This window comes from Pseudomonas sp. LAIL14HWK12:I1 (assembly GCF_003202095.1).
In the GTDB taxonomy this organism is placed as follows: Bacteria; Pseudomonadota; Gammaproteobacteria; order Pseudomonadales; family Pseudomonadaceae; genus Aquipseudomonas; species Aquipseudomonas monteilii.
The window spans coordinates 540,255-554,636 of the sequence record NZ_QJKG01000001.1 but is presented as its reverse complement, the minus strand read 5'-3'; the positions used below and the strand labels follow the sequence as shown (position 1 = coordinate 554,636).

Sequence of the window (14,382 nt, the reverse complement as noted above, 5' to 3'; positions counted from 1 at the left end):
CCGCCTTCTGGAGGATGGGTATGACCTTCAGACGAGTCGCCCACCCGGTGATTTAATCGCGCAGCCTGGGCTGCCGGCGGTGGCCGGGGCTTTGGCTAAATCAGCTCGCGGCTGTTTCGTCTTTGAGGGATGACTGGGCCCTGTGGTCCCGCTTCCTATCGCTAAGGACGCATTGCATGAATGCCGAAAACTCGTTGAAACTCGCTCGCCGCTTTATCGAACTGCCGCCGGAAAAACGCCGTTTGTTCCTGGCCGGGCTAAAGGCAGAGGGCGTCGATTTTTCCTTGTTTCCGATCCCTGCCGATGTTGCCTGCGATGACCGCGATGGGTTGTCCTACGCCCAGCGGCGTATGTCGTTTCTCTGGCAGCTGGACCCTCAGAGCGCTGCCTACAACCTGCCCATGGCTGTGCGCCTGAAGGGCAAGCTCGACCGCCAGGCCCTGCAGCAAGCGTTCGATCGCCTGGTTGCGCGCCACGAGAGCCTGCGTACGCGCCTGCGTACCCAGGGTGAGCATCTGTACCAGGAGGTCCTCGCTGCCGAGGCCGTTGCCATCGTCGAGCACGACCTCACCGCCCTGGCAGCGGCGCAACGCGAAGCCCGTGTCGCGTCACTGGCCGAAGCCCAAGCGCAGGCACCTTTCAACCTGCTGCAAGGGCCGCTGTTGCGCGTGAACCTGCTGCAACTGGCCACCGACGAGCACGTGCTGCTGCTTACCCTGCACCACATCGTGGCCGATGGCTGGTCGCTGAACGTGCTGATCGACGAGTTCGTGCGTTTGTACGATGCCGCCTGTCAGGGCAGCGAAGCGACCCTGCCGGCGCTGCCCATCCAGTACCGCGACTATGCGCTGTGGCAACGCAGCTGGCTGCAAGCCGGTGAGCAGGAGCGACAGCTGGGCTACTGGCGCGAGAAGCTGGGCGATGATCATGCCGTGCTTGAGCTGCCGCTCGACCATTCCCGTGTCGGCGCACCGAGCCATCGCGGCGCGCGGCGCGAGTTGCAGGTCGACCCAGCGCTTGCCGAGCGTCTCAGGGCGTTGGCCAGTGCCCAGGGGGTTACCCTGTTCATGGTGCTGCTGGCATCGTTCAAGCTGCTGCTGCAACGCTACAGTGGCCAGCGCGCCATCCGCGTCGGCGTTCCGGTCGCCAACCGCCACCGTACTGAAGTAGAAGGCTTGATCGGTTGCTTCATCAACACCCAGGTGCTGCATACCGATATCGACCCGCTCATGGATGTGAGCCAGCTACTTGGCCGGGTCAAAGACACCGCCCTGGGCGCCCAGGCGCACCAGGACCTGCCGTTCGAGCGCCTGGTCGAGGCGCTCGAACTGGATCGCAGCAGCGCGCAAAGCCCGTTGTTCCAGGTGCTGTTCAACCACCAGGCGGCCATCGCCGACGCCGGTCAGGTTCGCCTTGGCAGTGGGCTGACGCTGGAAAAAGTCGCCCTGGACAAGCACAGCGCTCGCTTCGACCTTTCCCTGGACACCTATGAAAGTGCCGGGCGTCTGCACGCGGTGTTCACCTATGCGCTGGATGTCTTCGAAGAAGCCACGATCATCGGTTTCGGCGAGGATTGGCTGCGACTGCTGGACGGACTGACCCAATCGCCCGCCACTGCGGTCGGCGAACTGCCCTTGGCGACCCAGGCGGTACAGCCGCTGGAGCCGCAAGCTGCCGGGGCGCAAACGCCCGGCCTGTGCGTCCATCACCTGGTCGAAACGGCCGCCAACCTCAACCTGCAAGGCCTTGCAGCGAGCGGCGACGCCGGTCGAATCAGCTATGCCACCTTGCAGGCACGCTCGGATGCCCTGGCCCACGCACTGCTGGCGCGAGGCGTACAGCTGGATCAGCGGGTCGGCGTGGTGGCCGACCGGTCCTGCGAGATGCTCATCGGCATCCTGGCCGTGCTCAAGGCCGGTGCCGCCTACCTGCCGCTGGACCCTGACCAGCCTCAGTCGCGCATCGACTTCATGCTTGCCGACAGCAAGGTCAAGTGGGTAGTGGGCCGAGCAGGGCAGATCAGCCTGCCTGAAGGCGTCGCAGCGATTGACGTGGAGGGCGACTACCCGTCTGCGTCGGCGCCCAAGGTGGCGGTCCATGCCGACAACCTTGCCTATGTCATCTACACCTCCGGCACCACCGGCAAGCCCAAGGGCGTCGCGGTCAGCCATGGCGCCTTGGTCAACTACGTGCGCGGCGTCAGCCAACGCCTGCCCATGGACCAGATCGGCAACCTGGCAATGGTCACCACGCCGGCGGCCGACCTTGGCCACACCATGCTGTTCGGTGCACTGTGCTACGGCAAGACCCTGCACATGCTGCCCAAGGAGACCGTGCTCGATGCCCAGGTCTTCGCCGCCTACCTGCAGGCGCATGCCATCGATGCACTGAAGATCGTCCCCTCGCACTTGCAGGCCATGCTCGCCGCAGGCGCCGAAGCCTTGCCACGGCGCTGCCTGGTGGTGGGGGGCGAAGCGTGCACTGCGGCGCTTCTGGGCCGCATCAAGGCCTTGGCGCCCGACCTCGACGTGATCAACCACTATGGTCCCACCGAGACAACGGTCGGCGTCCTTACCCATGCCCTGCAGGATCGCCCTGTGCTCGGCCAGCCGCTGGACAACCTGCGCGCCCATGCGCTGGACAGCTGCCTTCAACCCGTGCCCGGCAAGGCCAGGGGGGAGCTCTATATCGCCGGTGCAGGGCTTGCGCGTGGCTACCTGGGCCAGGCGGCGCTGACTGCCGAGCGCTTCGTGCCCGACCCCTGCGGCACCGAGGGTGCGAGGATGTACCGTACCGGCGACTGGGTACGCCTGAACGCTGACGGCGAATGCATTTTTGCCGGGCGCATCGATGGCCAGGTGAAGATTCGCGGCTACCGCGTCGAACTGGCCGAGATCGATGCCTGTCTGCGGCAGTTGCCGGGGATCGAAAGCGCCGTTGTGCGCGTGGTTGGCGAAGACGCCGATCGGCAGCTGGCCGCCTACCTGGTCCCGCAGCACTGGGCTGCGCAGGACGAAGCCCGTCAAGCTGTCGTCGACGGTATCCGGGCCGCGTTGAAGCTCGCCCTGCCCGAGCATCTGGTGCCGCATTACCTGATGCTGCTGCAGCATCTGCCGGTAACTCTCAATGGCAAGGTCGACGTCAAGGCATTGCCTGAGCCGGTCGCCGTCACAGCCCTTTACCGGGCTCCCGAGACCGCACTGCAGATGCAGGTCGCGGCCATTTGGGCCGACGTGTTGCAACAGGCCCAGGTCGGCCTCGACGACAATTTCTTCGCCTTGGGTGGCCATTCGCTGCTGGCCACTCAGGTGGTCTCGCGGATCAGGCAGCAACTGCGCCTGGACGTGGCCTTGCGGGTGCTGTTCGACACTGCCGACCTGTCCGGTTTCGTCGAGGCGCTGCAGGGGCTGGAGCAGGTCGCCGGAGGCGAGATCCAGGTGCTGGACCGGACGGTGCCGCTGCAGGTTTCGCACGCCCAGTATCGCCAGTGGATGTTCTGGAAGCTGCACCCGCAAAGCACTGCCTACAACACTCCCCTGGCCATCCGCTTGCAAGGCCAGGTGGACCGGGACGCGTTGCAGGCTGCGTTCGATGCGCTGGTGATGCGCCATGAATCCCTGCGCACGATCTTCGAAGAGCATGACGGCATCCCCCGGCAGCGCATACTGCCCGCAGCGTCGCCGTGCATCGAGTACCATGACCTCAGCACTGCCGACAGCCGGGCGCTGCAGCAGCGCCTACACGACGAGGCGCTTACGCCCTTCGATCTCGAACAGGGGCCGCTGATTCGGGTCAAGCTGTTCCAGGGTGGCCCGCAGGAGCAGGTGCTGACCGTGCTGTTGCACCACATCGTCTCGGACGGCTGGTCCATGAGCGTCATGGTCCGCGAGCTGGCTGCCGTCTACAACGCTCACACCACCGGCCAGTCGCTCGAACGCCAGGCGTTGGCGGTGCAGTACGCCGATTACGCCGCCTGGCAGCGCGAACGCCTGGCCTCGGGCGAGCTGCAGGCCCAGTTGGCATTCTGGAAAACCACGCTGGAAGACGATTTCGCAGTCCTCGAACTGCCTGCCGACCGTATTCGCCCTCAGGTCCAGAGCTACCGCGGCGGGCGCGTGGATGTGCTCCTGCCTGCCGCGCTCACCGCCGATCTGCAGCGCCTGGCGGTTGCCGCCAATGCCACGCTGTTCCATGTGTTCCTGGCCTCGTTCGCACTGCTGCTGTCGCGCTACAGCGGGCGCGAAACGCTCAACATCGGCATGCCGGTGACCAACCGCAATCGCCTTGAGCTGGAGGGGCTGATCGGTTTCTTCGTCAACACACTGGTCGCTCGCGTGGCGGTCGATCCGTTGCAGTCCTTCAGGCATTTGTTGCTGGCGGTCAAGGAGACCACCCTGCAGGCTCAGGCGAACAAGGACATCCCCTTCGATGTGCTGGTGGAAGCGCTCAAACCCGAGCGGGGGTTGGGCCACAACCCGCTGTTCCAGGTCATGTACAACCACCTGAGCGACCTTGGCGAGCGGGTCTCCGGCGACAGCGTGCAAGGGCTGCGTGTCGAGGAGGTCGACCTGGTCGAGCACACCACGCAGTTCGACCTGTCGCTGGACACCCTCGAACGCAGCGAGGGTGTGATCGCCTCCTTCGGCTATGCATCGGACCTGTTCGACGTCGAGCGTATCGAACGCCTGGCATCGGTCTGGGTCAACCTGCTGGGCGCCCTGGCCAGTAACGCGGCATTGCCGGTGGCCGAGCTGCCTCTGCTTTCGGCTGCCCAGCACAAGCTGGCACTTGAAGCCGTCGACCCGGCCCCCTTGCGTTTCGCCGAAGGCCTCGGCGTGCATCAGCTGTTCGAGGCGCAGGTGCTGCGCGCACCGGAGGCTACGGCGCTGGTCCTCGATGATCAGGCGTTGACGTATCAGGTACTCAACCGCCGCGCCAACCAGCTGGCCCACAAGCTGCGCGAGCTTGGCGTGGGGCCTGAGGTGCGTGTTGGCATCGCCGTGGAACGCAGCCTGGACATGGTGGTAGGCCTGCTTGGCATTCTCAAGGCCGGTGGTGCCTATGTGCCGCTCGACCCGCAATACCCGCAGGAGCGCCTGCGTTTCATGGTGCAGGACAGCGGTGTTCACCTGCTCCTGACCCAGCCCCACCTGACACCGATGCTGCCGGTTTCCACAGCGGTGACCTGCCTTGAAATGCAGGCGGATGAGCACTGGCTGGGCAACTACAGTACGGCCAACCCGGTGAGCCTGACCGTCCCCGACAACCTGGCTTATGTGATCTACACCTCCGGGTCCACCGGCAAGCCCAAAGGTGTGGCCGTCGCTCATCGGGCGCTGTCGGTGTTCTGCAGCGTGGCGGCTGACTATTCGCGGCTCGATGCCAGTGATCGGGTGCTGCAGTTCGCCACGGTCAACTTCGACGGCTTTGTCGAGCAGCTCTACCCGGCCTTGTGTTGCGGTGCCCGGGTCGTCATGCGCGGCTCGCAGCTGTGGGACATCGAAACCCTCAAGCAGGCCATCGTCACCCACGGCATCACCGTGGCGGACCTGACCACCGCCTACTGGCGCATGCTGGCGGCGGAAAAGCTGCCCGCCGGTGCCTGCGCGTCGCTGCGTCAGGTGCACGTGGGCGGTGAAGCCATGCCGATGGAAAGCCTTGGCGACTGGTACGCCAGCGGATTGCAGCAGGCACGTCTGCTCAATACCTATGGGCCTACCGAAGCGACGGTGGTAACCACCGTGCAGGACTGTGCAGGTTTGCAGCCTGGTGCCGGTGGCAAGGCCATCGTGCCGATCGGGCGGGCGGTGGGCGGCAGGGTGACCTATGTCTGTGACGATGGCCTTGTCCTGGCCCCGGCCGGTTGGGTGAACGAACTGCTGATCGGTGGTCGCGGCTGTCTCGCCCGTGGCTATTTCAACCGCCCTGCGCTGACCGCCGAGCGCTTCATTCCCGACCCGTTCGACCCGGTCGGCGGCGGCCGTCTGTACCGTACCGGCGATCTGGCAAGCGCCCGTGTCGAGGGTGTTCTCGACTATGTCGGTCGCATCGACCATCAAGTCAAGATTCGCGGCCTGCGCATCGAACTGGGCGAGATCGAAGCGCGACTGCAAGAGCATGCCAGGGTGCGTGAAGCACAGGTCATCGACATCGACGGGCCCACCGGCAAGCAACTGGTCGCCTATCTGGTGATCGAGGGCGGTGTTGAACCGCAGGATGCGCTGCGTGAAAACCTGGCAAGCCACCTCAAGGCTGCATTGCCGGACTACATGGTTCCGGCGCACCTGATGTTCCTCGGCCAATTGCCGCTGACGCCGAACGGCAAGCTGGACCGCAAGGCGCTGCCAAGGCCCGACCTGAGCCTCGAACAGCCAGCCTATGTGCCCGCTCGCAGCGAACGTGAAAAACAGATTGCAGCCATCTGGGCCCAGGTACTCAAGGTTGAACGCATCGGCCTGACCGACCATTTCTTCGAACTGGGCGGGCATTCGTTGCTGGCTACCCAGGTCACCTCGCGCATTCGCCAGGCCCTGGGCCTGGAAATACCCCTGCGCACGCTTTTCGAAGCCCCGGTGCTGGCTGATTTCGTCGCCTTGACAGGGCAGGGCACGCACGCGGCTGCCCTGGCGTTGCAGCCGGTCGACCGCACCCAGCCGTTGGCCTTGTCTTATGCCCAGCAGCGGCAGTGGTTCTTCTGGCAGATGGCCCCTGAAAGTACCGCCTACAACATGGCCACGGTCTTGCGACTGCGCGGCGAGCTGGATGTCGAGGCACTGCGCCTGAGTTTCGAAGCGCTGATCGCGCGGCACGAGACCCTGCGTACCACCTTCCGCCAGGCCGGTGACCAAGCCCTGCAGGTGATCCACCCGGCGCAGCCGTTCAGCTTGGCCTGCGAAGGGGTCGAACCGTGCGAGGGAGACGAACAGGCCGCGCTGCTCAAGCGCCTGGTCGAGGCAGAGACGCAACGTCCCTTCGATTTGGAGCACGGGCCGTTGCTGCGCGTGAAACTGTTGCGGGTGACCGAGGATGACCATGTCCTGGTACTGACCTTGCACCATATCGTCTCCGATGGCTGGTCGATGCCGGTGATGGTCGATGAGCTGGTGCAGCTGTACCAAGGGCGGCGCAACGGGCAGGCGGCGCAGTTGCCTGCGCTGCCTGTCCAGTACGCCGACTACGCCGTATGGCAGCGGCAGTGGATGGAAGCCGGCGAGCGTGAGCGCCAGTTGGCCTACTGGAAGGCCCAACTGGGGGACCGGCAGCCGGTACTCGAACTGCCCGGCGATCGCCCGCGCCCGGCTAACCAGGACTTCGCCGGCGCCAGTTTCGCCATCGACCTGGACCGCGACCTCGTGCACGCGCTCAAGGCACTGGCCCAGCAGCAGGGCGTCAGCCTGTTCATGCTGCTGTTGGCCAGCTTCCAGACCCTGTTGCACCGCTATTCGGGGCAGGACGACATTCGCGTCGGCGTGCCGATCGCTAACCGTAACCGCCTGGAAACCGAACGCCTGATCGGCTTCTTCGTCAATACCCAGGTGCTCAAGGCCGAGTTCGACCTGCACACCACCTTCAGCCAGCTGCTTGAGCAAACGCGTCAGACGGCCCTGGCGGCCCAGGCTCATCAGGATCTGCCGTTCGAGCAGTTGGTCGAGGCGCTGCACCCTGAGCGCAGTCTGAGCCACAGCCCGCTGTTCCAGGCGCTCTACAATCACCAGACCGAACAGCGGGGGCAGGTGCGCAGCCTGCCCGGGCTGGAAGTTCAAGGCATGGCCTGGGAGCGCTATACCGCACAGTTCGACCTCACCCTTGATACCTTCGAGCATGCCGAGGGGCTGGGCGCTTCGCTGGTCTACGCCACGTCGCTGTTCGACCGCCCGCGCATCGAGGCGCTGGCGCAGCATTGGTGCAACCTGCTGGCCGACATCGTGCGTCAGCCCCATCAGCGTGTCGCCGAGCTGGCGATGCTGGGCAGCCAGGAGCGTGAACAACTGTTGGCAAGGTGGGACCAGACTGGCGACGACCATCCGGACGACCGTTTCGTCCATCAACTGTTCGCAGACCAGGTTGCCCGCACGCCCGAAGCCATCGCAATCCGCTTCGACGATCAACGCCTGAGCTACCGCCAACTCGATGCGCAGGCCAATCGCCTGGCGCACCGCTTGATCGAGCAAGGGGTCGGCCCAGAGGTCAGGGTGGTCATCGCCATGCGCCGCTCCACCGACATCATGGTGGCGTTCATGGCAGTGCTCAAGGCAGGTGGCGTGTATGTGCCGTTGGACATCGCCTATCCGCAGGACCGCCTGCGCTACATGATGCAGGACTGTGCTGCGGCCTTGGTGCTGACGCAGAGCGATGTGCTGGGCACGCTGCCGATCCCCCACGGGTTGCCGACGCTGTCGGTGGACCTGCCGGCCGCCTGGCAGCAAGGCCCGGACACGGCGCCCGAGGTGGCGCTGTCAAAGCACAACCTTGCCTATGTGATCTACACCTCGGGCTCGACCGGCATGCCCAAGGGTGTCGCAGTGGCGCACGGGCCTCTGGCCTCGCACATTCTGGCCAACGGTGAACGCTATGAAACCGGCCCGCAGGATTGCGAGTTGCACTTCATGTCCTTCGCCTTCGATGGCGCCCATGAGGCCTGGATGCACCTGCTGATCAACGGCGCCAGTGTGCTGGTGCGTGACGACAGCCTGTGGCTGCCCGAGCAGGCCTACGCCGAGATGCACCGGCATGGCGTGACCATTGCCGTGTTCCCGCCGGTCTATCTGCAACAGCTGGCCGAGCATGCCCTGCGCGTGGGCAACCCACCACCGGTGCGAATCTACTGCTTCGGTGGTGATGCCGTACCGCAAGCCGGATACGAGCTGGCCTGGCAGGCCCTGCGCCCGCAATACATCTTCAACGGCTACGGGCCGACCGAAACCGTGGTCACACCGTTGCTCTGGAGCGCATCGCCAGGCGATACCTGCGGCGCGGCCTACGCGCCTATCGGCCGCCTGGTCGGGCGCCGCCGCAGTTATGTCCTCGACGCAAGCCTCAACCTGGTGCCGTTGGGGCACAGTGGCGAACTTTTCCTCGGCGGGCTCTGCCTGGCGCGTGGCTATCTCGACCGGCCAAGCCTGACCGCCGAGCGCTTCGTCCCCGACCCGTTCGCCGCGAACGGCGAGCGCGTCTACCGCAGTGGTGACCTGACTCGCACCCGCGCCGACGGTCTGGTTGACTACCTGGGGCGCATCGACCACCAGGTCAAGATCCGCGGTTTCCGTATCGAGCTTGGCGAGATCGAGGCGCGGTTGCAGGATCACCCGGCGGTGCGCGAAAGTGTGGTCATCGACATCCAGGGGCCAGGCGGCAAGCAGCTTGCCGCGTATCTGGTCAGTGCGGATGTGCAGCTCGACGACCTGCCGGGGCAGAGCCTGCTGCGCAGCGAACTGCGCGATCACCTCAAGGCGACCTTGCCGGACTACATGGTACCCACGCACCTGGTGTTCCTCGACAAGTTACCGCTCACGCCCAATGGCAAGCTGGACCGCAAGGGCCTGCCAGCGCCTGACGTCACTCAGCTGCAGCAGGTGTACGTGGCACCTCGAAACGCGCTGGAGCAGACCATCGCCGGGATCTGGGCGGATGTTCTGAAAGTCGACAAGGTGGGGCTGTCCGACAACTTCTTCGAACTGGGTGGCGACTCCATCATTTCGATCCAGGTGGTCAGCCGCGCGCGCCAGGCGGGTATCCGCTTCACCCCCAAAGAGCTGTTCCAGCACCAGACCGTCCAAGGGCTGGCCTCGGTCGCCAGGCAAGGGGACGAAGGCGGATTGCTGATCGAGCAGAAGGCTGCCACTGGCCAGACCCTGCTGCTGCCGATCCAGCAATCGTTCTTCGAGCAGGACATTGCCCAGCGCCACCACTGGAACCAGGCGCTGTTGCTCAAGGCAGGTCAGGCGCTCGACAGCCAGGCACTGGAGCAAGCGCTTCAGGCTTTGGTGATCCACCATGACGCGCTGCGCCTGCGCTTCGATTGTGCAGAGGGTCAATGGACGGCTCGTTACGGTTCGCCAGAGCCACAGCAAGGTCTGCTGTGGCAGGCTACTGTGGCGGATGCCGAAGCGCTTGAAGCGTTGTGCAATGACGTTCAGGGTAGCCTTGATCTGCAGCGTGGCCCGTTGCTGCGGGCATTGCTGGCAACCCTCGCGGATGGCAGCCAGCGCGTGTTGCTGGCGATCCATCACCTGGTGGTGGACGGGGTGTCCTGGCGGGTGCTGCTGGAAGACCTGCAAACCGCCTACCACCAGTTGCACGCCGGCAAGCCACTCGACCTGCCTGCCAAGACCAGCTCGACCCAGGCGTGGGCTGCGCACTTGCAGCGCTACGCACGCAGCGAAACGCTGCAGGCGCAGCTGGCTTACTGGCAGGCGCAACTCGGCCAGGCTGATGCAGACCTGCCTTGCGACAACCCAGGTGGCTCGTTGCATGGCATGCATGTCGGCACCGCCCGCACCCGTCTTGACCCGGCCAGTACCCGGCAACTGCTGCAACAGGCACCTGCTGCCTACCGTACGCAGGTCAACGACCTGCTGCTGACCGCACTGGCCCGCGTCATCGCACGCTGGACCCAGCGCAGCGACGTGCTCGTGCAACTGGAGGGGCATGGCCGCGAAGAATTGTTCGATACCGTTGACCTGACGCGGACCGTGGGCTGGTTCACCAGCGTGTTCCCGGTGCGGCTGAGCCCGGAGCAGACGCTTGATGCGTCGATCAAGCGGATCAAGGAACAGCTGCGGTCGATCCCCGACAAAGGCCTGGGCTACGGTGCCCTGCGCTACCTGGGCGATGAGCAGGCCCGCGCGGCGCTTGCGCAGTTGCCGAACCCACACATCACCTTCAACTACCTGGGGCAGTTCGACGGCAGCTTCGCGCCAGGTTCGGACGCCGATGCGTCGGCGTTCCTGGTGCCCGCTGGCGAAAGCGCCGGCGCCAGCCAGAGCAGCGAAGCGCCGCTGGACAATTGGTTGTCGATCAATGGCCAGGTCTATGCCGGTGAGCTGAACCTTGAGTGGACCTTCAGCCGCGACATGTTCAACGTTGACACGGTGCAGCGCCTGGCCGACCAGTTCGCTGCCGAGCTCAAGGCGATTGTCGAGCATTGCCTGGCGGATGCCCACGCAGGTTTGACGCCTTCGGATGTTCCGCTGGCCGGGCTGACCCAGGCCCAACTGGACAGCCTGCCTGTTCCGGCGGCGCTGGTCGAAGACCTCTATCCCCTTGCGCCCATGCAGCAGGGCATGCTGTTCCACAGCCTGTTCGAGCAAGGCGGGGGGCATTACATCAACCAGATGCGCGTTGACGTCAAAGGGCTCGACGTACCACGCTTCAGGCTCGCCTGGCAGGCCGCTGTCGATCGCCATGAGGTGCTCAGGGCCAACTTCGTGACCTGCTTCCAGCACCCGCTGCAGGTCATTCGCAGGCAGCTCGAATTGCCGTTCACGTACCTGGACTGGGCCGGCATCGCCGAGCAGGGTGCGGCCGTGGACAGCTGGGCCGAAGCCGATCTGCGCAAGGGCTTCGACCTGCAGCATGACCCCCTGCTGCGCCTGGCGGTTATCCGCACCAGCGAAGCATCGTGCCATCTGGTTTTCACCAGTCATCACATTCTGATGGATGGCTGGAGCAATGCGCAGTTGCTCGCTGAGGTGCTCCAGGCTTATGCCGGGGTGCCGAACGGTGGGGTGACGGGCCGCTATCGCGATTACATCGAATGGCTGCAGCGCCAGGATGCCGGGCAAGCTCAGGCCTTCTGGCAGCAGCAGTTGCATGACCTGAACGAGCCTACGCGCCTGGCACTGGCCATGCGTCAGGACAAGGCCCGCCTGGGTACCGGCTACGGTGAACACCAGCAGCGTTTGAGCGAGCAGCAGACGCAGGCGCTGGCTGCCTTTGCCCGGCAGCAGCGGGTGACCGTCAATACCTTGGTGCAAGCGGCTTGGCTGCTGCTTCTGCAGCGTTACACCGGGCAATCGTGCGTGAGCTTCGGCGCGACGGTATCCGGTCGCCCGGCGGAGCTGCGCGGTGTCGAGCAACAGCTGGGGCTGTTCATCAACACGCTGCCGGTGGTCGCCAACCCGCGTCCGCAGCAGCGGGTGGCGCAATGGGTGCAGCAACTGCAGGTGCAGAACCTGGCGCTGCGCGAATACGAGCACAGCCCCTTGTACGATATCCAGCGCTGGGCCGGATCGGGTGGGGAAGGGCTGTTCGATACCTTGCTGGTGTTCGAGAACTACCCGGTCGGCGATGCCCTGCAGCAGGGCGCACCCGCCGGGCTCGTGTTCGGCAACGTGCGCGGGCATGAACAGTCGAGCGTGCCGCTGACCTTGGCGATTGGCGCAGGTACGCACCTGTCGGTGCACTACAGCTACGACCGCCAGTGTTTCACGCAAGAAAGCATCGCGCAGATCGCCCGCCACTTCGGCACGCTGTTGCAGGCGCTGGTCAGTGGCGCAGATCAGAGGCTGGGTGACCTGGCAATGACGACCGAGGACGAGGACCTGCAAGACCTCGCTCATCGACACGGTGATGCCTTGTCGCTTTCGGACGCGCCTTGTGTGCACCTGTTGATCGAAGCGCAGGCCGCTCGCACGCCGAACGCCACCGCGCTGATTTTCGGCGACCAGCACCTGACCTATCAGCAGCTCAACCGGCGTGCCAACCAGTTGGCGCACCACCTTCGCGAACGCGGGGTGGGCCCGGATGTGCTGGTAGGGGTCGCACTCGAGCGCGGCCTGGAGATGGTGATCGGTCTGCTTGCCATCTTGAAGGCAGGCGGTGCGTATGTGCCGCTGGACCCTCTCTACCCCCGTGATCGCCTGGCTTACATGATGCAGGACAGTCAGGCTCGTCTGTTGCTGTCCCAGGCTTCGCTGGCGGATCGCCTGCCGCAGGGCGGGACGGCCGAAGTCTTGCTGCTTGACCGGTTGCAGCTGCGAGACGACGCTGATGGGAATCTGGACAATGTCACCGCGCCGGGCAACCTGGCACTGAGCATCTACACCTCGGGATCCACGGGGTTGCCCAAAGGTGTGCTGATCGAGCACCGCAATGTCACGGCGCTGATCGGCTGGGCGCGCACGGTCTACACCACGCAGGACCTGCAAGGCGTGCTGGCATCGACGTCCATCTGTTTCGACCTGTCGGTATGGGAGCTGTTTGTCACGCTGGCTGCGGGTGGCTACGCGGTGCTCGCGCAGAATGCGCTGGAACTGCCCTACCTGGCGGCGCGAGAACGCGTACGCCTGGTCAACACCGTGCCCTCGGCCATCAAGGCACTGCTCGACGCCGGTTCGTTGCCTGCGAGCGTGCGCATTGTCAACCTGGCAGGCGAACCCTTGCGGCAGCCAGTGGTGGACAGGCTCTATGCGCTGGGCCATGTGGAACATGTCTACGACCTGTACGGCCCGTCCGAAGACACCACCTATTCCACCTGGACCCGCCGTGAGTCCGGTGGGCGAGCCAATATTGGCCGGCCTATCGCGAACACGACAGCGTATACGCTGGACATCAATGGCAAATCCATGCCGTCCGGGGTTGCGGGCGAGCTCTGCCTTACCGGTGCCGGTCTTGCCCGGGGCTATCTGGGGCGTCCGGCACTGACCGCGGAGAAATTCCTGCCCGATCCTTTCGATACTTCCGAGCATGGCGGAGGCCGTCTGTACCGGACAGGTGATCTGGCGTCCTATCGCAACGACGACATGATCGAGTACATCGGGCGTATCGATCATCAGGTGAAGATCCGTGGCTTCCGCATCGAGCTGGGCGAGATCGAACTCAAGCTGCTTGCGCATCCCGCCATTCGCGAAGCGGTGGTGATCGATAGCGAAGGCCCGGGTGGGCGGCAACTGGTCGCGTACCTTGTGGCTGATGCGTGCATGCAGGCGCTTCGCGACACCCTGCGTGAGTACCTGAAGGCCATGCTCCCGGAATACATGGTCCCGGCGCACTTCGTCGCGCTGGACGCTCTGCCACTGACCCCCAATGGCAAGTTGGACCGCAAAGCCCTGCCTGCACCGGATGCAAACACGCTTCAGCAAGGTTTCGTGGCGCCTTGCAGCGAACTTGAAGTGCAGGTGGCAGCGATCTGGGCCGATGTGCTGAAGCTTGAAAGGGTCGGCATGAACGACAACTTCTTCGAGCTGGGCGGGCATTCGCTGCTGGCAGTCCAGGCGACCCAGCGCGTGCAGTTGCTGCTGGGGCTGGAGGTGCCGCTTTCGGCCCTGTTCGGTGCCGGGCGACTTGCGGACTACGTGGCGACGATGGCTGAGCTGGCGCCTGCCAGCGCAGCGGATGTCGATGAGTTGAGTGATTTCCTGGCAGAACTGGAGAGTGTTTGAA

The 14,382-nt window shown here is 64.8% G+C and carries 1 protein-coding gene; it reads left to right on the top strand.

Annotation, left to right across the window (positions count from 1 at the left end; all coding sequences use genetic code 11):
• Positions 1-176 precede the first annotated feature (176 nt).
• A complete protein-coding gene (locus D906_RS02440) occupies positions 177-14,381 on the top strand; it encodes a non-ribosomal peptide synthase/polyketide synthase (RefSeq protein ID WP_027615211.1) in 14,205 nt (4,734 codons plus the stop codon).
• Position 14,382: the final 1 nt, after the last annotated feature.

Bases quoted from the DNA above. Each gene is read 5' to 3' on its own strand.
- D906_RS02440 (WP_027615211.1), top strand. From the start codon at position 177: ATGAATGCCGAAAACTCGTTGAAACTCGCTCGCCGCTTTATCGAACTG.